This is a genomic window from Butyricimonas faecihominis, from assembly GCF_033096445.1.
GTDB classification, from domain to species: domain Bacteria; phylum Bacteroidota; class Bacteroidia; order Bacteroidales; family Marinifilaceae; genus Butyricimonas; species Butyricimonas faecihominis.
In genome coordinates this window covers 373,955-396,875 of record NZ_AP028155.1, presented here as the reverse complement: position 1 = coordinate 396,875, position 22,921 = coordinate 373,955, and the positions used below count along the sequence as shown (strand labels likewise).

Sequence of the window (22,921 nt, the reverse complement as noted above, 5' to 3'; positions counted from 1 at the left end):
TATGAAAAAAGTATTTATAACACTAGCAATTATTATCGTGCTAATTATTGTCACACTGATGGTTATACCCGTCTTTTTCAAAAGTGACATCCTACGATTAATCGAGGAAAAATCCTCAAAATACATCCAAGCCGAACTAGCTATCGGGGACGTGCATCTGAGCATGTTCAAGAACTTCCCGAACCTAAGCGTATCCTTGGATAACGTGGTCATTTCCAAGGAAGAAACGAACACACGGGACACTTTAATCAATATTCCTCTTTTCGAGGCATCCGTAAATTTACGTTCCTTAATTTCCGGTAAAGAAATCATAATCAATAACATTTTATTAAAAGATTGTGATTTTATGCCCAAAGTCAATGCCGAAGGAAAAGCCAACTGGGACATCATGGTTCCTTCCGACACGACAGAGGTGAAAACAGAAGAAACTCCCGTGGAAACCACGGAAGAATCCAGTTCGGAAACTGCCATCGCTTTCAACAACATCGAAGTGCGCAACCTGATGTTAAACTACCAAGACGAACAAGCACTGACGTTTGCCCGGGTTGATGCCGTGAATATGGCTTTACAAGGAAATTTTTCCGAGACCAACACCATACTAAACGTGTTATTGGAACTCAAAAACATATATTTGCGTCAAGGCAAGAGTGTGTGGGTAAACAACACTGATTTCAACTGGCAAGCCGAAATCGGTGCCAACTTGAAAGAACTCCAATTCAACATCAAGAAAAATGATATGTCATTGAATGACTTGAAACTGGATTTAACCGGAAACATTGATATTGATGACGACAAATACACGATGGACTTGAATCTGAACGCACCCGACACGAAATTCGAAAGCCTGTTAGCGCTAATTCCCAAAGATTTCCAGAAAGAAATCGAGGGGGTCAAAACTTCCGGAGAATTCCAACTCAGCCTATCCGCGAAAGGGGAATATTACGAGAATCATCTTCCCGCTTTTGACTTGCGTTTCAACATTCTGAACGCAAATCTGAAGTACCCGGATCTCCCGAATCGGTTGAAAAAATCAATCTGAAACTGGCAGTAACCAACCCCGGCGGAACCATCGCACAAACCAAGGCAGATTTAAGTACTTTGACCTTCACGGTTGCCAACAACCCGTTCAGCATGAACCTGCTTGTGGTCAATCCGGACGACCCGACATTAAAGGGTGGCATGAAAGGCGTTATCAACTTCGAGAGTTTGAAAAAAGCCTTACCGTTAAAAGACATCACGTTAAACGGTATCTTAACAACCGATCTCTCCTTTGACGGGAAGTACCAATATATAGAGAAAGAACAATACGAAAAGTTCACGGCAAACGGTAAGATTGCCCTGCAAAACGTGTTGTTCAAGAACGCAGACTTCCCTGCCGGAATTTCCGTTCCGTCCGGAGAGGTAACCATCACACCCGCCCGGTTGAACTTGAAAGACTTGAAAGTAAAAATCAACTCTTCAGACTTCGCCTTGGCCGGTTACCTTGCCAACTACCTGCCCTACGTGTTCAAGGACCAGACCTTAAAAGGTAACTTTACCCTGAATTCCAACAAAATCGACTTGAATGAATTCATGGCAAACATGACGACCTCCGAGACCGACACGACACAGGCTGTAACAACACAAAGTTCGGCCCCGGCAGAAGAAACATCAAGTGTACTGGCTATTCCGAAAAACATAGAACTGGCCTTCGGCACGAACATCAAAGAAATTTTGTTCGATAGCCTCGTGATAAACTCCGTCAAAGGAAACATCGAAACATCCGGTGGTATCGCCACGCTAAAGAATCTGAGCATGGATATGCTGAACGGGAACCTGATCATGAACGGGGCCTACAACACGGCAAACCCCGTCAAGCCTTCCGTGGACTTGAATTTACGGATTACCGACATTGACATCCACTCGGCATATAATGCCTTCTCGTTCATCAAACAGAGCCTGCCGATTGCCATGAACTGCAACGGTAAAATATCCGCTGCCATGAAATTCAGCTCGGATCTGGACAAAGAAATGAGCCCGATCATGACAACGGCCAATGGTGGCGGTAGCCTCTCAACCAAGGGATTTGTCCTGAACGATAATCCGGCCATGACCCAACTGGCCAATCTGTTGAAAAATGACGAGTTAAGCCGTTTAAGCATTTCCAACTTGAAAATAGACTTCAAGATTGAACAAGGAAATATTATCGTGGAACCGTTTACCACGAATATCGCGGGTAACCCGACCACCTTCTCCGGCAGCCAAACCGTTGATGGCAAAATGGATTACACGATGTCCATGAACATTGCCCGGAAATACTTCGGGAAAGACATTGACAAAGTGTTGAAAGCCATCCCCGGAGCCAACAACATTCAATCACTGGACGTTGATGTCAAACTTGGTGGTACTCTGGATAAACCGACGATTACCCCCGATTTATCTAAAGCATTGAAGAAAATAGAAAAAGAAGCCGGTAAAGAATTAAAAAATAACCTCTTGAAAGGCTTGGATAAACTATTCAAATAAAAGAAACGGAGGAGCGTAAAAAACATTCAAAAAAAGCAATTCTAAAAAGAATTACCACGCTCCTCCTATATATTTTTCCATTAACATCTCTTGCTGCAAGCTATGAATATCCCCGGCATAATAATCGGCCAAAGCGGCATCACACAATTTTCGGGCTCCCATCATAGCCTCTTTGCCATAGAATCCTGCAAATGAAAGTATATTCACCTGCACCTTTCCACCTTTTTCTTTAAACCGCTCACAATACCGGACAATATCCTTCGCGTAAAACGGATACCGTTCCGGATGCGCCAGCACAGGACAAAATCCCCGTCCCTGTAAGCCAAATAATATATCATCCACGTAATTAGACGGCCCGACAAAACTATGCTCAACCAACACTTCTCCCCGGTTCGATGCCATGATTTCTCCCCTTTCCAACAACTCCAGCATAAACTCCCCCATCCGGTATTCCGCCCCGGAATCCACCTCTACACGCACCCCCTCTTCCCGCAAGCGGGACTTCAACACGAACAACATACTCTCCACATCTTTCGGTGTATTTATCATAGCCGGGTAAGCCACGTGGGGCGTACACGTCAATCGTCTCAATCCCACTTGTTCCATCCGTTTCACGATCATCACGGCCTCATCCATCGTCTTCACCCCATCATCCAAACCGGGTAAAACATGAGCATGTATATCATTTTCATACTCGAAAAAATATCGTTTACGTCTATTAAAAAACAACATGATCAAGAAGTTTTACGATTCTTATTCCCGTAACCATAACCGTATTGATAGCCGTATACATAACCGTACCCGTACCCGCCCGATTCAACCTTTACCCCGTTGAGAACAACCCCTAAATCCGGTAAACGCTTATCTTTTTCCAGCTCGGATAAAAGTCTTAACGATTCCTTTCTCAGCACATTAGCCCTCACCACGTAAACACAGGCGTCCGCCAGCTTACTCAACGTAAAGCCTTCTGCCAATACTCCCAGAGGGGGTGTATCCAGAATAATACAAGAATAATTGTCTTTCAGATATTCCAATAACTCCCGCATCCGGGGACCGGCAACCAACTGCACCGGATTAGGTGGAACAACACCTCCAAACATTACATACAACTCATCGCTGATCCGGCAGATCAACGATTCCGGATCATCACACAATCCTGCCAGATAAGCCGACACCCCTTCCCGGTGATCCCGGTCCAAAAAATTATGCAGACTGGGATTCCGCAAGTCACACCCGACAACAATCACCCGCCTTCCTGCCTTGGCATATGCGTTGGCCAGATGAGTTGCAACCATAGATTTTCCTTCTCCGGGAATGGTAGAAGTCACCATAATCACCGGGGACTTTTGCTGTTTAAGAATATAACTCAACTTTTCCCGGATCAAGTGCATTGACTCCGACTGCATAAAATCCTCCTCCCCAATCTTCACTTTCCCATTTTCTACCTCCGGGAAGGTTCCCAGCAAAGGCAAACGAACCACCCGTTCAATATCTTCAGCACTCCTTACTTTCGAATCCAACATATCCATTCCCAGAATAATCCCCACGGGTATACACACGCCCAACATACACCCCAACAACAAAATCAACGATTTCTTCGGGCTTACAGGCCCCTCTCCCGCATCAGGATCTTCGATAATCTTCGCTGTCGGCACATAAACCAATTTCGCAATTTCCGCCTCTTCCCGCTTTTGCATCAGAAAAAGAAACAAATTCTCCTTCAACTCCTGCTGGCGGGCTATTGCCCGGTATTGTTTCTCCTGCGTGGGTACTGAAGTCAATCGTTCGTCCACCGAAAGACTTTCCCGTTCCAACCCTTTGATTTTTATAATCAATCCCTTTTCCACGTTTCCGATGGCCTCCCGGATACTACTCTTCACCCCTCGCAACTGCATATCCAACCCCGTCACGATCGGGTTATTCTCCCGGGCACTCAACAATAATTTCTCGCGTCGTAATATCATTTCGTTATAACGGGAAAGAGCGTTATTCAACCCGTCGTCCGTCAACCCCATATTCTCCGGTAGCAACGAGAACTCCCCACCCTCGTTCTTTTCCGTCAGCAATCGAATACTTCGCACCACGTCCAACTCCGTTTGAGCCTTTAGTAACTCCGTTCCGGCCAACTTTTTCCTTTCCATGGCAAAAGCCGCATCAGAAGTCAGATCCGTCAGCTTATTCGTGCGCTTAAAACGTTCGGCATCATTCTCTATCGTTCCCAATTCCCCGTTTATTACCTGCAAGCGAGCATTAATAAACTCCACCGTCTTGGCCGAAACCTGTTGTTTATCCGTCACCCCGTTCTGGTTATAGCGATCCACCAAAGCGTGTATCAACTCTACACCTCGTCCCGGAACCGGGTCTTTCAGCGCAATCCGCACGGCATTTGTATTCTTTTCTAGTGGCGTGATGCTCAAACTTTTATAAAAAGCCTTCGTGGCAGTTTCGTATGAATCCAAATTGATCCGAACTTTCTGTAATTCACTCCCCGCATATCTCTCATTCTTTTCCACAGAGATACAGTAATCCCCCATAGGAATACTCTCCGAAAAATGTCCTTGCCGGATCACGTCCCCTTTCGGATCCGTCACGATAATCTCGTCATTTGCTTGTAAAAGAACGTACAGGCAAGTATCTTTTATGCACTCCGGATGATCAACCAGTATCTTCACGGGAGACTCGTTGTACAACTCATGTCCCCGGAAGAAACATTCTTGAGTATAACGTATATTTAACTCCAAATCCCGAACCACCTCCCGCATCAAATTCTTCGACTGCAATTCCACCATTTCATTCTCCACGTACACATCCCCCGCCCGGAACAACCCCAACTCCTTCATCATCACGTTCGTTCCCAACTCACCCTTTTTCGTGTCACTAATCATCACCTTCCCGTGAATATCATACACCGGCGTACTGATTAAACAATAAAATAGTGCCGCCGCCAGACACAGCGGCACCGAGATGATAAACCAACGCCACCGGACTAGAATCTTATAAAACAACTTACCCAAGTCAATGACATCTTCCTGATCAGACTGTATTTCTCTACTGACATTCTCGTTCATAAAATTGTTACTTTATAGATTCATAAATAGTTGCAACCAGCTCTTCCGGCTATCATCTTATTATTAAAGCCAACACGGCCACGAAAGTGGATACACTTGATAATATATAAGGCAGGAAAGTTCCTGCGTTACCTCCCACGATACGTCCACGACTCGGTTCAACATACACCACGTCATTTTGCTGCAAATAGAAAAACGGGGAATGTAACAACTCACTCGAAGTTAGATCGACACGAGAAAAGACTTTCTCGTTCCCGTCTTCTCTCATCACCAGAACATTCTTTCTCTTGGCATTAATCTGTAAATCACCCGCCATTCCCAAGGCATCAAGAATCGAAATACGCTCGCTATTTACCTTGTAACTTCCGGGATTGCGCACCTCTCCCAAAACCGTCACCTTAAAATTCAGGAATTGAATCGTCACAATCGGGTTCTTCAAATAACCGGACAACTTCTCCTTCAACAGGTCTGCCAATTCATTACGAGAGATACCGTCCACCTGCAATTTACCCAATACAGGAAAATCAACATACCCCTCTTTATCTACCAGATAACCAGATGCCCCTTGTTGATTACCCGACGTGACCTCTTTCCCCAAACCAATCATCGGAGTATTAAACGGCAAGGCAGCCTCAATGTCATCACACGACACGATAATTGACAATAAATCGTCCACATGAATCACGGTCCGATACTCACATGCCGCCTTAATCCGGCCATCTACCTTTACATCCTGCAAATAGACGACTTTTTTACTCGAAGCGCATCCCCAAACACTCACGCAACACAACACGATTATAAATAATTTGTACACAGACATATATACCTTTCTTTTTATAGTTTACACGCTATCATTAAACCAACGATTTTTGATAGTCCAAAAAGAAAGGTAAAAACAAAAAGCCACAGAAGTTCACCTAGTCACAAAAGCATGTGTATGAATGACTAAGTAAGAATGATGAAGAAAGAAGAATTATTGGATTTATAATATTAAGAATCGTTCGTTTATTTGATCACAAATATATATTTTTTTTCATAATCACACGAACAACAATATAGATATTTTTCCTACTCAACGATTAGAAAAACGCATCATCTCACAACCAGATTACCACTTTTCCCTCAAGTATACCGTTTTTCAAATTCTTCCCTTATACAGAAGATTTTACAAGAAAAACGGTATTCAAAGCCTATCGCCAACCCTCTATCACATTTTTATATTAACAATCAAATCCGGGTCTCTTGAAATAACGAGCCTTCGGAAAAAAGTGGTCGATCTCCAATCCCAATTGTTCCAAAACCACGATCAAGTGAGATATATTCGGTTCAAAACTTGACAAACGCTCCCTCAAAACCATCCACGCATTTTGAGAAATCTCGACAGCCAACAAGGCTACCTTCGCCGATCCATTATAATCATCCTCTTCCTGCGTGGCATTAATCTTATCCGAATAGATATAATACCCGTACAACGCCCTCCTAATCTTGGAGTGAATCAAATCCAGATACCAATTTACCTCCAACAACGCATCCCCGACCTCTTTCGTTCTGGGAGCATCACCTTCTTTTATCTTGGCCTCGTCAAACCATTGATAAATACTCTCTTGACACTTCTCGGCCAGAGTCTTATAAATCCGGTCACATTTCACAAGATCTTCCTGTTCTATCTGCCTGACCGCCTCTTCATCCTCATCTTCCAAATCCTCGTAATCCTCCCCCCAGAATCCCCGATCCACCTTCTCCGAGGAATAAATATCCTCTATCCCCATACCTCTTTCCTCCGCCAACTCTCGCAACACGTCAAAAGTAGAATCAAAAATATTTTTCAGACGGGCTAACGCCGACTCGTCATCATCCGGCATCTCCTCTCCCAAGTTCACTTTCGTCCGTTCCTTCAATTTCTTCCCCATCATGTAACTCATACAACGAAGCTGCAATGGACAACGTTCACACCATCTGTCGCAATAATTGTAGATGCCCGGCACGAAACCGGTATCTACAATCTTTTTTTCTTTTTTCTTAGGCACGTCTTTATAATCTTAACCGATTAATTTTTTATAACGTATACGTTTCGGGGTAACATCTCCCAAACGTTTTCTCTTATTTTCCTCGTATTCGGAATAACTTCCCTCGAAATATACCACTTTGGAATCACCCTCGAAAGCTAGAATATGAGTGGCAATACGATCCAAGAACCAACGGTCATGTGACACAACCACGGCACACCCCGCAAAGTTTTCCAATCCCTCTTCCAACGCCCGCAACGTGTTCACGTCAATATCATTGGTCGGCTCGTCCAGCAACAACACGTTAGCATCCTCTTTCAATGCCAATGCCAAATGCAGACGATTACGCTCCCCTCCGGACAACACCCCGCATTTCTTTTCCTGATCCGTCCCGGAGAAATTAAATTTGGAAACATAAGCCCGGGCATTCACTTCCCGTCCCCCCAAGTTTATCAAATCACTTCCCCCGGAAATCACCTGATAAACCGTCTTCTCCGGGTCTATTGCTTTATGCTGTTGATCTATATACGCAATCTTCACGGTCGGCCCAACTTCAAATGTCCCCTTATCCGGTTGCTCCACGCCCATAATTAAACGGAACAAAGTAGTCTTTCCCGCACCGTTAGGGCCGATCACCCCGACAATTCCAGCCGGAGGTAACTTAAATTCAAGATCATCGAACAACACCTTATCCCCGAAAGCCTTCGCCACATGCTCGGCCTCGATCACCTTGTTTCCCAAACGAGGACCGTTCGGAATAAATATTTCAAGCTTTTCTTCTTTCTCCTTCACGTCCTCATCCATCATCCGGTCATAAGCCTTCAAACGGGCCTTACTCTTTGCCTGACGAGCCTTAGGAGCCATACGTACCCATTCCAGCTCCCGTTCCAGCGTCTTCCGGCGTTTGCTGGCCTGTTTTTCCTCCTGTTCCAATCGTTTTGCCTTCTGCTCTAACCAAGAAGAATAATTTCCTTCCCATGGAATTCCCTCACCCCGGTCTAGTTCCAGTATCCAACCGGCCACGTTATCCAAGAAGTAACGATCATGCGTCACGCAAATCACCGTACCGGGATATTGATGCAAGTGTTGTTCCAACCATTCCACCGACTCGGCATCCAAATGGTTCGTCGGCTCATCCAGCAACAAAATATCCGGTTCCTGCAACAACAAGCGACACAAGGCCACCCGACGACGTTCTCCCCCGGAAAGGAACTTCACTTCCGCGTCCGGTTCCGGGCAACGCAAGGCATCCATCGCCCTCTCCAACTTCTGGTCAATCTCCCATCCGCCGTGATGCTCGATCAATTCCGTCAATTCCCCCTGACGAGTCATTAACTTATCCATCTCCTCATCACTCATCGGTTCGGCAAACTTCATGTTCACCTCCTCGTACTCTTTCAACAAATCCATCACCCCCTGAACACCTTCCTGCACGACCTCTTTCACGGTCTTGGAATCATCCAACTGAGGTTCCTGAGGCAAATAGCCGATAGAATGTTCTTTCGACCAGATCACCTTACCCTCGTAATTCGGGTCCAACCCGGCAATAATTTTCAATAACGTCGATTTTCCAGAACCGTTCAAACCGATCACTCCGATTTTTGCCCCGTAAAAAAAGGAAAGATAAATATCCTTTATAATCTTTCTTTGAGGTGGTATCGTTTTACTCACCCCCATCATGGAAAAAATAATTTTCTTCTCGTCTGTCATACCCATTAACTTACACGATATTATGTTTCACTTCTAGCACACAACTAATTATATTTAAAATGGATACAAAGATATATTATATCTTCAAATTAAAAAAATATACTTAATCCGTTATACGAAACAAACGTGTATTTTGTTTCAAGATTCTAGGAGAAATTCACAATTTTTCTTTAACAATACGTTTGCCCCCTCATCAAACATAATTCATTCAAACATATAACAAACTAGCTATCATAGCCATTACACAAGAATCCCCGGGAGCCTTCTCTCTCCCGGGGATAAAAAAACACAAATCTCTATAAATTAATTAATCGAATAAATAATTCAATTTTAACACTAATAATCGATAATGTTCACGTGTTTTTTCATTTCCTGTATTCATCCGACTTTTAGCCGTGTTGTATGTTTTTCGCAAATACTTCATCACGATCGGACGCTTATTTGACTTGTCAATTCTCGGGGATAACACGATTTCACCTAGAGGATCCACGGCATCAAAACTATGACGAGACTCGCAATAAGCATGACAACTACAAGTAGTCTCGTTCGTCCATTCTCTCAACGAATGCCTCCCCGCACTCTTGAACTCTCCTTTATCCATGTAACCGGTCAAGTTCTCCACGAAAGAATTCTGAAATGCCATATCCGCCAGCTTCAAATTTCCGGTTTTCTTGGTAAACATCTCGTCAAAAATAATTCCCATATACTCATCCAACGTAAATACATTCTTTCCGTCCACCTCGTTTATTTGCAAACGACCTAACATTTCTTTTGTCAACAACTCGTTGAAGAATTGCGTTTGAGCCACGTAATGCTTGGCCGTAGGTCCGATAATAGCGGTAACCTTATCATTAATAATCCAGTCCTGCAACTCGTTCAAATTCTTCAGCACGAACTTCAAGGCTGCAACCTGTTTCGCTTTAGGAACATACTCGTAAAGAGGCTCCGGATCACCGTAATATTTCGGGTTAATATACATTCCCCCAACACTCACCATCGCGTGATCCATAAACCGGACAAACTGAGCGATAATCTCTTTATAAGTACTTTCCACCGCAGCATATCCCTCGTCATTTACAGCTATCCAATCCACGAAATTAGCTGCCACGTACTTCAAATTTTTAAGACCATAAGTATTTGCTTTCACCACATCATCCCCTAAATCCTCTGCCATGGAACGAGGGTCAAAATTAAATTGAAACACCTGTTTCCCGTAAAAACACATCTTATTTCCTATCTGTTCTCTCACCCATCCCCGCAAAATTTCTTTCTCATCATCCGCACTCTTCACGTTCGGGAGTACCTGATAACCGTATTTAATAGCAAATTTATCATACTCGCCAATTAAAGGAGGTGTCAACTTTACACCTTTCTCTAAATCTCCGGGCTGTGCCACGTAGTTAAACCGAGCGTAATCCATGATCGACGGGGTAGTCCCGTACTTTTGAGTAAACTCCGGGTCTCTCAACTTCTCAACCGGGTAAGCCGCTGATGCTCCAAAATTATGCATTAACCCTAACGTATGACCGATCTCGTGAGCCGCCACGTAACGCATGGCTTCTCCCATATTCTCGTCCGTCATCACGGGACAACGCACGGAAGGATCTACCGCCCCGGTCTGGATCATTCTCCACTTGTTCAGCAAAGTCACCACACCGTACCACGAAATCACGTCTCCACACAAAATTTCTCCCGAACGGGGATCAATCCACGACGGTCCCATTGAATTCTCCTTTGCCGAAGTCACAAATCGATAGCAATTATAATGAATATCATCCGGATCAAAATTCGGATCATCCACCGGGTAATCTTTCACGACAATGGCATTCTTAAAACCAATAGCCTCAAAAGCGATATTCCAGTCAGCAATACCCAACTTCACGTATTTTCTCCACTTCTCGGGAATTGCGGGGTCCACGTACCAAACAATCGGTTTCACAGGTTCTACTAACTCTCCAGCCAGATACTTATCCATATCTTTAGGCTGCAAATCCCACCGATTGATAATCCCGTATTGTTGCAAACGATCATGATGTTCGTCAAATAATTTACGAGACTCTTCAAAAAAGCCAATCCGTTCGTCCGCATAACGGGGAACCATCGGGGTCTCCGGCAAAATAATAATGTTACGAGCCTCTATCGTGGTCAAAGGACCTTCTTTATCCGTCGTGTAAGTCATCATACTCTTCACGATAATATTATCTTCGAAAGCCTTGAACTCCTCAATCTTGGAACGATCACTCTGAAAAGAACCTCCAAACGGGACTATCATACGAACTTCAGCCGGAAGATCCGGGAATGGAGAAAACTCAGCAATCGAAGACAAGAACAACGGGGTGGCATCAATCACACAATTGGAAGAATCTTTTGACATCACCTCGATTTTAAACGCTTTCCAGATCGGCGGGTTACTGTGTCTCTTGTAAGCCTCGTACATTTCCGACGACTCTTTGCACACGTAATCCAAATGAGGGAAATGGATATACACCTTATTCTCATCACAAGAGAACGTAATTAATAATGGTGTACGATTAATCGTTCCCGGATCAATCTGCCACGTGCGACTCGTGGAGGAAACACGAGAACTAATTAAATAATCCCGGTTCATCAATTTTTTCGGAATCTCCAAATAAATTTTATCCTTTTTCTTGATTACATTGAACATTCCCTTTTTCACCGTAGCTTCTTTCATAAACTTCTCGTATGCACTCTCGGAAGATGTTTTTGAGGTAGAATCCCTAGATTCAACTTTTTCAGATGTATCCTTCTTTTTTTTCCTCTTTCCCCACAACTCATCAGAAGCGCTCGCAAAATTTAAAGTAAAACACAGTAAAACAAACACATAAAATAATCTTTTCATAACTTATACCTAAATTATTTTCACATTCTTTCTATAACTAATTCTTTGCTTTATAAACCATGGTTCTATAATCAATCCCGAAATCATCTTTCAATGCCTGATCTAGAACATCATGTGCTTTCCTTAATTTTTCATGGTCTGCAACAGCCTTATTTATCGTTTCTTGAGGTGTCGTAAACAAAAATTCAAAGAATTTTTCCAAATATCCCGTTCGGCTTGAAGATACCGCATATCCCCATATTTTATTCGTCCAAGTATCATCATAATAATAAGTCCAATTTCCAGTAGGGTAACCTCTTTCCCAAACGATATTTATATCTGCTGTATCTTTCTCAGTAGCTCCCTCTATAGGAATCCACCAATTTTCCTTATTACCATATTCAGTTTCTGAATAAAGATAAAACTCTTCCGGAACAACCCAACCTACTTTATCCATACTATAATTCAGAAAAGTATTATTCCATTCTCTGGAAAGTTCCTCTTTTCCTTTTTCCGTTCTATCCAATATTTGATCATTCACCAGAAAAGCAATATAGCGATCTGCGGTATATATGTTTACGTATTCATCTTTAAACGTATTTTCAATGGTATCTGCCATAATAAGTGCATAAGGAAATAATTCCTGCTTTACCTGATCGCTATATCCATTCAAAAATAACTCTTTCAAAAGTTCCAATCCTCTCTCAATATGATTTCCTTCCTGTTTAGGAGGCACAATATGTACATCGTATTTGGATTGAAAATTAAAAATATAATCGGCTGTATCAGGATCGACTATCAACAACTTTCCGAACTTATAATAGTATTGAGAAATATATTTCAAAACTGGGTCAGTAGAAGTCGTATCGTAAATTCTTCCATACTCCATGTAATCAGCATGAATCGTTTCATTTTCGTAACATCCGATAAATAACAATCCCGATAATACAAACATTATAATCTTTTTCATAATAATCTCCTTTATTTGGTTTTGCTCTCAACTCGAACCGGTTGCTCTATCTCAAAATTACGGCGTTGAACGTCTAACGGAAGGGGTAGCACATAATTAGGGCTATTAGCATCCAAAACATAAGTTACAAAATTTCGGTCTACGCTAAAATCATAATATTTATGCTCAACAGCTAATCCCCAACGCCGAATATCAAACCATCTTATATCTTCAAAACAAAATTCCCGTCTTTTTTCTTCCTGAAAAAGGATCCATGCATCCTCAGCATTTTTCGCTTCTAGGTAACCATTCCCACCTTCAATACGTTTACTATACACCTCATTCACATCTTTCATTCCCAACCCCCATTCTCCCTGCTTGATATTAGCCTCTGCACGATTAAAATAAAATTCTTCTATGCGATAATTTGTATTCCAGCAACCAGAGTAATTTACATTAAATTTGACAATCCTACAACTATTCCAATAGTCAACAAGGACATCCCTATAATTACGAACATCATTACTAGCAAACAATGCGATTAAATCCTCTGACGGACAGTACGTACCCATCGATGTGTTTGATGATGATGTGGGATGCGCCTCTTTATTTAGCCAAGAAAAAAGTATACTATTATTATCCTTATTTAACATAGGTTTAGTATCACTAGAATAACCCAACATTTCATTTAATGAAATAAGCGTCCGATTTGTCTCTTTCAAAGCCTCATTACACACAATTATTACATCATCATATCTTTTTTCTTCCAAATAAATACGAGACAGGAACAAGCGAACGACATCTTTATTCGGATGAAAAATAGAATTTTTCTGCTCACCATCCTCTAAGTTTCTCAAAGCACTTTCCAAATCATTTTCCATTAAATCATATACTTCCTGCAAGGAAGCTCTAGTATATAACTTATCTTTTATACTTGTTTCCTTATTGATCGGAATCCCCATGGCAGTTTTTGCTTGTTCAGCATCACGATACGGTTCCCCATACATATTTACCAAATACCAATAAGACATGGCTCGGAGAGCCTGCACTTCTCCTAACAATCGGAATTTCACATTGTCAACATCAGCCTCAAATTCACCCACTTCCTTTTCAATAATATTACACATCAATATTTTATGATAAAAGTATTCCCAGGCTGGGTCTATTCTTTCATCCCCTTCCGGTGTTATTTGACACTCTTTTGCCCATGTATAATAACTTTTGTTAGAAATTCGATCATCTTTAGTTGTACTACCAATCCATGAAGGAATGAACGTACCCATGTCATCACTCATATACCAAAGATTATATCCAGTCGCCCCAACTGATTTTTGAACCAATTCCCCTAACACCAATTCACTATAATGGTCTAATTCATCCGGAATCACCTTGTCTTTATCCTTATAATCTAAAAAATCACTACAAGAAACGAATAATAAAAATAAAGAAATCATATAAATAATCTGTTTCATCTCTTCTCAATTAAAATGTTACATTCATAGAAAACGAATAAGTCTGTTGAGGAGGGATCGTACCTGACCCTAGAGTCAACTGCTCCGGGTCACGTCCTTGCAGCCCCTTCGCTTTGATAACAAAAGGATTACTTACGCCCAAACTCAACGACAAAGATTTCAAGTACAACTTTTTCACGAAATCACTATTAAAAGAATAGGATAAGGAGATAGAATTACAACGCAAAAAATTCCCCGAAACAACTCGCATATCAGCATTATTGTACATTTGCCAATAATTAGAAGACACATTGTTCATAATATCTGTCTTATTTATCGGATTTTCACCGCCCGTGTATACCCCCCGTACAGTATATAACTCATCTGTCAATGCTGGAATATTCGTATATTTCTCATCACCTGGCTTTCTCCAACGCTTCACGAAATCTGAACTCATATTTTGACCAGGATAAGGTAATTTAAAATCATCTCCTTGATACAACTCATTCAAACGAATTTTACTTCCAAACTGAAAAGAGAACGTTGAATTAATACTGAAATTCTTATACTGAAATCCCATACTTAATCCTCCGGATAAATCCGGCTCCCGTTTTCCACTACATACCAAAGCCGATCTCAAAGCTTCTTCCTGATTCGTAATGATAACATTCCCTTCCTCATCATGATCCTCCAACCCTAAAAATATTGGAATTCCTTTATTATCCAAACCTCCAAAACGATAAGAATAGAATGTATTTAAAGCATATCCATCCCTCACTAAAGAACCGTTAAGATATTGCTCATAAGTTACACTTTGCTCGGCTGTCGTAGAAACTTCATTATACACCTTACTCGTGTTAAATGATACACGCCATTCAAAATCTTCTGTCTTAATCGGGGTCAACGCTAACGATAAATCCCATCCTTTATTCGTCAAATCTCCTCCATTAATTGTCACCATTTTTTCCCCGTTAGTACTTGTTACCTGCAAAGGCAGTAATTGGTCCTTACTCTTTTTATGAAAATATTCAAAAGAACCGGAAAGTTTTCCTTTAAACAAATCAAAATCAACCCCGATATTGAAAGAATTAGTTTTCTCCCACTTCAAGCCTTCATTAGGTAGTGAATTAAGAGTTGCATAATACTCTTCCGATTTTGAATCCAATGACCCCACAGAAATTATCATATTAGGATTATGTGCTTCTGTCACATTCGCTTGAATACCATAAGAAGCCCGAATAGCCAAATCCGAAAGCACATTTAAGAGTGGATCCATAAAATTCTCATCTGTCACATTCCAACGTCCAGAAAACGACCATATTGGTAAAAAACGAGCTTGTTCTCCTAATTTATTTGAACCTTCTCCACGAATATTAGCACTCATCACATATTTCCCTTTATAAGCATAGGAAAATGAAGCATAATAAGCAATACTATTATTCGTCGCATCTATAATTGTCGGTTTCATCTGCAACATTCTTCTTGCAGCATTGGGCCATTCATCCAATTTATCCAAAGACACGAAATTTTTTCCACGCTCTGGCAAATATCCCCAAATCTCTTCACTGATTCCCGTCGATTTTTGAGATTGTAAATCTAGACCACCCAATAAACTCAAGCTATGTACCTCATTAAACGATTTATTAATATTGAAAGAAACACGAGCTGTGAAAGAATCTCCTCCATTAAAACTTGAGTTCAATATTCCTCCGAACGGTAATTCACAAACATTATTCATATAGTTAGACAAATTAGTCAATTGTTTCCGGTCAAAACCATAGGGCAATTTTCGATAAGTAGCAACTTTATACGTACGTTCATCATACCACATTTCACTCTCTGAAGCGCTAGAATTATAAGACAACACAGCAGAAGCTGATAACCAAGAAGTAAACTTATAATCTAAATTTATATTCGTGTTGATACTTTTGATCTTATTCTTTGATCCCGAATAATGCAATTCGTTAAATACATTATATACCAATGGAATAGTTAAAGTAGGGCCGTCCATAACTCCCGCAGAATAATCATAAAAGAACCAGCTTCCATCAGCATTATACGCCGGAATTACCCGTGATGTATTATAAGCATACTCGAACAAATCCACCGTAGGACGATTCGTTGTAGACACACTAGCACCTAACATTACTGCTGCTCGAAACTTATCCGATATCTTAAATCCCAAATTCGACATAAAACTGAATCTCTCTGAATTCTCCTTTAAAGAAGATCCCTGCTGATTAGCATACCCAGCAGAAAAATAATAGTCAACCCGATCATTAGCCCCTGACAAAGAAAATGTGTGTTGCTGACTAAACGAATTACGAAATAACAAATCAAACCAATCTGTATTTATTTCTTTCATTTCCTGCACTTCCTGATTAAACTGCTTTTGATCAATCATTCCATTATATAATTGATATAAAGCCCCTTCAAACCCTGCGTTTGTGGGAGAGAATCCCACAAATTGTAAACCTCTCTTGTAGATTTCTTCAGAAACTTCTATTCTCTCACGAGAATTCATTAAAAATAAATCATCATAACAAGGTCTTCCAATAAAACTCATAGAAGTACTATAACGAATTGACGGTGTCCCTCTTTTACCGCGTTTCGTGGTAATCACGATTACTCCATTAGCAGCTTTAGTTCCATACAAGGCAGTAGAAGAAGCATCTTTCAACACATCTATACGCTCAATATCCTCCGGATTCAAGCCGGAAATAGCATTACCGATCAAATTTACACGATCCATACTATTCAACTCGGTTGCATCTAATGGAACCGGATCCTGCAATACTACACCATCTAACACCCATACCGGTTCCCGATTACCAATAATTGTCGAAGAACCGCGAATACGAATCTTCGGAGCAGCACCCACGGTTGAAGTCATTTGCATCACAGACATCCCCGGGACCTTCCCTTGTAACATCTGATCCAATGAAGTCCCAACCGGTTCTATAATATCTTCTGCTTTCAATGATACAATAGACGACGTAGATTCTCTCTTTTTGATTATTTGATAACCAGTCACAACAACTTCGTCCATCTCATTATTCATCTCCCTCATCACCACTTGGATAGGTTTTTCAGATTCGACAAAAACTGTTTTCGTTTCCATACCAAGAAAAGAAAAAATCAACGCACTATTCTTGTTCACTTTTAACGAGAAATTCCCCTTATTATCCGTTGCCGTTCCCGTCACCGTTCCCTTGATCAACACGGATACTCCCGGAATCGGCTCCCCATTCTCATCCTTAACTACCCCTTGAGCTACAAGCAACTCATCCTTTTTCACCTCCTTAATCGTGATCAGATTTCCCTCGATTTTGTAAACCAGATTCGTTTCTTTAAAAATTTCATCCAATACCTGCGAAGGAGTAACCTTCTTCATATCCAAGGTTATTTTCTTCTTGCAGGCATCAATAACGGCAGTGGAATACACCAAACGATAGTTATACTTCTTCAACACCTCCAAGACCTCCTTCACGCTGGCATCCTTCACGTTAATGTTTATTTTACCTTCTTCATTCTGAGCGTGAAGAGGCAAACTCAAACACAAGATAAAAAGACATAACAACCCTTGAAGGGGAATTTTTTTAACATGACTTCCCCAAGAATCAAACATTTTTTTCATACATTTGTAAATTAGAATTTAACACTTATGCCATTTTAGGCATGGGATGCAGCGAGTGTTGGTAGCACTCGCTTTTCCTATTTATATACAGTTACTACTTTTCCACTAATTTTAAATTTAACATCACCAACATCAGAAATCACATCCAAGATCTTACCGACCTCGGCATATTTATCCACTCGAACAAAAAACTTCTCCTGCTTTACATCCGCATTCTCGTAGAATACCGTAAAGCCATACCATTCCGCCAATTGATCCAGAATTTTCTCCAATTCCACGTCCCGGAAAAAGAACATGTTATCTTTCCAGCAAATAATTTCTTCTACATCCACCTCGGTCACCGTGATCACGTTCATCACGTTACCCACAACTGCATGTTGATTGGGTTTTAACACAACTTCCGCATCCTTCCTTTTCACTTGCACGCTACCCTTAACCAAAGTCGTTGCCACCTTTTTATCCGGCAGACACTTCACGTTAAACTCCGTCCCTAGCACTTGTATATCTCCATTCTCCGTGTGTACGATAAAAGGGTGTTTCTCATCTCTCGCCACTTCCAGATAAATTTCGCCCTTGCTCAAAAACACTTCACGGCTATCACCAACAAAATCCACGGGAAATCTCAATTGAGTCTCTTCATTAAACCAAACTTTCGTTCCGTCAGCCAACATCACGTGATACTCTCCACCCTTCGGAACCACCACGGTATTATACTCGACCACCACGTTATTCGCTGAAGAATCTTTCTTCGAATAAACAAGCTCATTTCCATTTGTGATGGCATTCGAGGTAACCTCTTTTTTACCCTCCACTCTCTGAAGCTGCAGAACAGAACCGTCTTCTAGAACCAGCATAGCCTGTTTACGAACCGGAACAGGTAATTTTTCTTCGACTTGATTTTGCACCACTATTTCCGGCTTTATTACATTTCCTTGACTTATGAAGATATAGACAGCAATAGCCACGGGTAAAATCAGAATGGCAGCGTAACGCATCATCTTTATCATTCGGCTCGGCTTTTTCCTTACCTCCATGATCCGTTCGTGAACCTCCCGGCTGGTGATCATCTTTTTCATTTGCCTGTACGCCTCATCATCAATATGCAGCTCGGCACGCAACTCTCGTAACCTCCCGGCATCCTCTTCCGACAAGCAATCAAAGATGTCCTTCGTAATTAATTTATGTAGTTCCTTCATTATATTTTTGTCTTATATCCATGTTACACATGAAAAGAAAAAATGTATGAAAGAAAATTTATATTTAACTTACATTAACAATTGTGTGATATACAAATATCATCTACCCAATGAATGTGTGAACCAAAAGCGAGAACCCTTTCCCGGCTCCGAATTAACCCCGATGCGGCCTCCCACCTGTTCCACGATACTCTTGCAAATAGATAATCCTAAACCTGTGCCATGAGCAAAACTATTCAATTTCACAAAACGGTCAAAAATCTGTTTCTGCTTTTCTTCTTCGATACCCACGCCCGTATCCGTCACTGATATTTCAACCTCTCCATCTCTCAACGTATACCCCACGGCAATTTCCCCGGAAGTCGTAAACTTGAAAGCATTATTCACAAAATTGGAAATAACCTGCCGTAACCGATTCTTATCGCTGTACACCCAGCATTCCGGCAAATTGGGAACTATACACAAATCAACCCCGGCTGGAACTTTCACCCGGAGTGAAGTCACGACATCCTCACACAACTGGCGCACGTCCACCCGATCATACACGAATTCAAAAGTCCCCGCCTCGATTTTCGATAAATCCAGAATATCCGAAATTAACTGCAACAACAACTCGTTATTCTCCTCCACGATACCGATATATTGCGCACGTTCACTTTCCTCTTGGGCATAAGCCAATAAATTGGAAAAACCTACAATCGCATTCAACGGAGTCCGGATCTCATGACTCATATTCGCCAAAAACGCCGACTTTAAACGATCCGATTCCTCCGCCTTATCCTTCGCCTTGATCAACTTCGCCTCGGTCTCCTTCAATTCCGTAATATCATAATTAATACAAATCATCTCGATCATTCCTTCCCGCGGGCGATAATCCCTCACCAACACGTTCACCCGCGTCCACGTGTAATGCCCGTCAGCCCGTCGGATTCGCATATCATTCCGTAAATGCGTACGTTTCCCGGCAATTACATCCGACAAGAAAGTAAGCATCAAAACCCGATCCTCCGGGTGGAAATGCGAGTGTACCCCGATAATCTGCGATAGAGGCGTCCCGATTTCTTCCCCCACGTTTTTATACCAACTATCCAAACCGTACCCGTTACGAGTCAAAGCGTTAAAATGCGCGTACCCGACCTGGGCATAATCGCCCACCAACGTGAAAAAATCCTTGAACTCCTGAATCTGGTTATACGCCTCCGTGGCTTCCGTCCGGTCCAAGCTAATCAACAAATAATTGATCAAATTATTTTGTGCATCATACAACGTCGTCACTTTTGTTAGTAAATTCAACCTCCCCGTCTTCTTAGAAACATAGAGACCATTCAAATTCGAAAAATCATACACTAGAGAAAAACTCACATTCTCCCTTCTCTTCATTCTTTCCCTCATCTCCTCCGGTATAAGATGATTTTCAAACATATTAATTCCCAATGCATCCTCTTTCCTAGCCAACCCGAACATCTCAAGGTCTTTATCATTCAAATCGACAAGATTCCCGTTTTTATCATACAACTCTATCCCGACCGGGATATTCTGATATATATTACGTAACAAACGTTCACTCCGGTCCAACGCCTCGTGGGCTGAGAACGTGTCGGTCATATCCGAAAACATTAACACGACCTCATCCTTGCAAGGAGAATACATCACGGCATGAAAATACTTATTTTTCTCTTCCAGATGATAATTTATATCCCGTACAACCCCATTTCGCATCACCCTTTCCAGATCAGGCAACCGTTCCACAAAATGCGCATCAACCTCGCTAGCATATTTCCCGATCCAACTATTCCCCCTCGTGTTGTAAAGAATCTGAGCCATCGTGTTCGAATCCAAGAAATAATAGTCTTTCACGCCCCCCTCCTCGTCATAAAACAATTTCATCCGCACATATCCCACCGGCATATGTTTAAACAAATCAGCCAAGAACTTTTTCTCCTCCTGAGCCTTATCCTCCGCCTTCCGGAGTTCCATGCAAATACTGATAATATTCACCATCGAGGCAAACCACTGGTAATCCTCATTTTTCCACACGTGAGGCTTATCCAAAATATCTATACCCGCATACCCGGACACGCCGTCTTTTGAAAACATCGGGATAACAATAAGCGATTTCACCCCTTGCTCCGTCAGACGCCTTTTTTCCTCGCTTGCCTCTTCCGGTAACTCATCCAAGCTGGCAAAAATAATCGGGGACGCATTTCCGGCCAACTGTTTCGTCCACCAAGGAATATTACTCATCGGGAATTTCTCCATGTAATTCTTTTTCTTGAAAGACTTGTAATTTCCCGCCTCGTAACGACACGTCTGCGTGCGATTTTCCCAATCGTACTCTATAATATAGGTACACCCCTCCGGATAATGCTGCATAATATCGCCCAATATCTTATTAATAACACTGCTCATATCCCCGGAACGAAGCAATGAAAGCAACGAGCGAGAGATACTATTTTGCTGGGCAAACAAATTGTTCACACGTTCCATCGCCGTTTCCTCCGTATCCATATTCTCCGGGACATCAAGACACTCCATGAAACCACAGGTTTTCATATTCCCCTCGGCATCTACCTCCTTGGAACACAATTTCACTCGTACCCACACGATTTTTCCTCTCACCTCGATCGGGTAAATCTGGTCATATATATTCTGGGTTTTTCCAAAACGAAATTCGTTCACCGTTCGTAAACGATAATCCTCCCGGATCAACTTACGAAAATCAACAAAACTGATTATCCCATCTTCGCCCAAATCTAACAATTCTCGAAGAAAATCAGAACAGACATACTGTTTTTTAGAGAAATCAGCTTCCCACCAACCCATTCGTGCCTTATTCAACAAATCTTGAACACGTCCACTATTGAACCGACCATTATTATCCACGACCTTACAAATTTGATTATATTCAACGCCTAATCTCACAAAAATAGTAAAATATCCTTCATTCCGGCTCTCTTTTCAAAATAAAACAGGCCGTTAAATTTCATTTTTCAATGCCTCTCGTATTTTAGCGTAAGCCTCTTTCTTGTAATGCCGCACGGTATTATACTCCATGCCAATTTGTTCGGCGATTTCCCTCGTGTCATATCCTTGTAAGGCTAATTCTAAAATACGACGCTCTTTTCGCGGCAAGCGACCGATCAATTCGTACATATAATCATGAGTATCCACGACTACAAACTCGGTCATCAACTCGGGTGATAAATCCATGTATACCGGACGAGAATTACGAATAAAATTCAGACACAAATTTTTCACCGTGGAATAAAGATAGGAACGCTGTTCCGATTCATTTCGTTCTTCCACGATCTTGTCATAACCGTTCACGAAAGCCTGATGCACGATATCTTCAGCCTCATCAGGACAATAGCGAGCGGCATAAACTCGCAATTCATGCTTCAACTTACAATATAGTCGAGCAATAATCTTCTCTTTCTCTTCCGTCATAAGTGCCGATCCCTACGAAATTCCCCGTTTTCTCACATAATTTCAAAACAGGATTAAACCTTCGTTTAATAATCCTCAAAAATAGTAATAATAACACACAATTACCCAAATAG

The 22,921-nt window shown here is 41.7% G+C and carries 14 protein-coding genes; 2 read left to right on the top strand and 12 right to left on the bottom strand.

What is annotated here, in order from left to right:
- The first annotated feature begins 1 nt into the window (after window position 1).
- Entirely contained in the window at window positions 2-1,039 is a 1,038-nt protein-coding gene (locus R8806_RS01575; RefSeq protein WP_317715752.1) for an AsmA family protein, read from the top strand.
- Between the two features lie 59 nt (window positions 1,040-1,098).
- A complete protein-coding gene (locus R8806_RS01570; protein WP_317715750.1) occupies window positions 1,099-2,505 on the top strand; it encodes an AsmA family protein in 1,407 nt (468 codons plus the stop codon).
- 51 nt (window positions 2,506-2,556) lie between these two features.
- Here R8806_RS01570 and R8806_RS01565 read toward each other — a convergent pair whose 3' ends face one another.
- The 12 genes from R8806_RS01565 to R8806_RS01510 all read right to left on the bottom strand — a co-directional run bounded on the left by R8806_RS01565 (window position 2,557) and on the right by R8806_RS01510 (window position 22,808).
- Window positions 2,557-3,237 (bottom strand): tyrosine-protein phosphatase, encoded by a 681-nt coding sequence (locus R8806_RS01565; protein ID WP_124317428.1) that lies wholly within the window; start codon window positions 3,235-3,237, stop codon window positions 2,557-2,559.
- A 2-nt stretch (window positions 3,238-3,239) separates the two neighbouring features.
- Window positions 3,240-5,573 (bottom strand): GumC family protein, encoded by a 2,334-nt coding sequence (locus R8806_RS01560; protein WP_124317429.1) that lies wholly within the window; start codon window positions 5,571-5,573, stop codon window positions 3,240-3,242.
- A gap of 52 nt (window positions 5,574-5,625) precedes the next feature.
- Window positions 5,626-6,393: a polysaccharide biosynthesis/export family protein gene (locus R8806_RS01555; RefSeq protein WP_124317430.1), complete on the bottom strand. Its 768-nt coding sequence runs from the start codon at window positions 6,391-6,393 to the stop codon at window positions 5,626-5,628.
- 400 nt (window positions 6,394-6,793) lie between these two features.
- Window positions 6,794-7,600, bottom strand: a complete 807-nt coding sequence (locus tag R8806_RS01550; RefSeq protein ID WP_087422285.1) for a hypothetical protein — start codon at window positions 7,598-7,600, stop codon at window positions 6,794-6,796.
- Between the two features lie 12 nt (window positions 7,601-7,612).
- Window positions 7,613-9,289, bottom strand: coding sequence for an energy-dependent translational throttle protein EttA (gene ettA / locus R8806_RS01545; RefSeq protein WP_124318254.1), 1,677 nt, complete (start codon window positions 9,287-9,289; stop codon window positions 7,613-7,615).
- A 307-nt stretch (window positions 9,290-9,596) separates the two neighbouring features.
- Entirely contained in the window at window positions 9,597-12,149 is a 2,553-nt protein-coding gene (locus R8806_RS01540; protein ID WP_124316691.1) for a zinc-dependent metalloprotease, read from the bottom strand.
- Window positions 12,150-12,186: 37 nt separating this feature from the next.
- A complete protein-coding gene (locus R8806_RS01535) occupies window positions 12,187-13,098 on the bottom strand; it encodes a hypothetical protein (RefSeq protein ID WP_124316690.1) in 912 nt (303 codons plus the stop codon).
- An 11-nt stretch (window positions 13,099-13,109) separates the two neighbouring features.
- A complete protein-coding gene (locus tag R8806_RS01530; protein ID WP_124316689.1) occupies window positions 13,110-14,549 on the bottom strand; it encodes a RagB/SusD family nutrient uptake outer membrane protein in 1,440 nt (479 codons plus the stop codon).
- Between the two features lie 10 nt (window positions 14,550-14,559).
- Complete coding sequence (locus R8806_RS01525) at window positions 14,560-18,165, bottom strand: SusC/RagA family TonB-linked outer membrane protein (RefSeq protein WP_124316688.1); 3,606 nt, start codon at window positions 18,163-18,165, stop codon at window positions 14,560-14,562.
- 77 nt (window positions 18,166-18,242) lie between these two features.
- Complete coding sequence (locus R8806_RS01520; RefSeq protein WP_124316687.1) at window positions 18,243-19,361, bottom strand: FecR family protein; 1,119 nt, start codon at window positions 19,359-19,361, stop codon at window positions 18,243-18,245.
- Between the two features lie 99 nt (window positions 19,362-19,460).
- Window positions 19,461-22,244, bottom strand: coding sequence for a sensor histidine kinase (locus R8806_RS01515; protein ID WP_151411433.1), 2,784 nt, complete (start codon window positions 22,242-22,244; stop codon window positions 19,461-19,463).
- Window positions 22,245-22,337: 93 nt separating this feature from the next.
- On the bottom strand, window positions 22,338-22,808 hold the full coding sequence (locus tag R8806_RS01510; RefSeq protein ID WP_124316685.1) for an RNA polymerase sigma factor: 471 nt from the start codon (window positions 22,806-22,808) through the stop codon (window positions 22,338-22,340).
- Between the last annotated feature and the right edge of the window lie 113 nt (window positions 22,809-22,921).